The following is an 876-nucleotide window of genomic DNA, read 5'->3' as shown; positions in this document are numbered from 1 at the left end:
TTACCGCTTTGGGTCGCGCGCGCCGCCCTCGGTGCTCGACGCCGTGTCTTCGATCTCGCTGATGCCGCGGTGCCCGAAGAATTCGCGCTGTTCTTCGACGTGACGATGGGGCTGCACAAACTGAAGATCGCGGGCGTGCTGGTCTCCTCCGGGCTCGCCGATGCCCTCGGCAAGGATTCGCGTGATCCCGTCGACCTCGCACACCAACTGGACCTGGACCCTGGCGTAACGGTCAGAATCATCAACGCCGCGATCGGCTCGCGGCTGATGCAACTGAACCGTCAGGGACGTGTGCGCCTGACGAGTCTCGGCGCCCCGCTGCGCCGAGAACACCCCAAATCGATCGCCTCCTGGGCTACCTACTTCGCGCACCCTGACACCGCAGCCGCATATGCTCACCTCGACGACCAGCTGCGCGAGGGAGCCCAAACCTCTGGATATCAAAAGGCATTCGGCAAGTCGCTGTGGGATTACTTAGACGATCGCCCCGATATGAGAGCCACATTCGCCGACGCAATGCGCCAGCTGTCCGAGTTCGACCTCGCCGGAATAGTGCGGACGTATCCATGGCCAAGACGCGGAACCATCTGCGACATCGGCGGCGGGGTCGGGCACATGCTTGCAGCTATCCTCGATCATCGGCCTGACGCTCGCGGCATCTTGCTCGACTCAGCCGAGGTCATCGAACACGCAGACGCATTCCTGCGCGAGCGAGGATTGACCGACCGGATCGAGCGCCGCGCCGGCGACCTCTTCGGTCAGCTCGACGCCCACGCTGACGTCTACACGATGAAATGGATCCTGCACGACTGGGACGATGATGCCTGTCGCGAAATCCTCAAGCGCGTCCGCGCCACCATGCCGCCAGGTTCGAGG

The 876-nt window shown here is 63.5% G+C and carries 1 protein-coding gene; it reads left to right on the top strand.

Features of this window, described 5'->3' with window-relative positions:
* On the top strand, positions 1-876 hold an 876-nt coding region (locus AC5Y5O_RS32110), incomplete at both ends, for a methyltransferase (RefSeq protein ID WP_500028758.1).

This window comes from Mycobacterium sp. NGS40, assembly GCF_059812735.1.
Note: the sequence above shows the minus strand (reverse complement) of the source record. Positions and strands in the feature narration are given on the sequence as shown.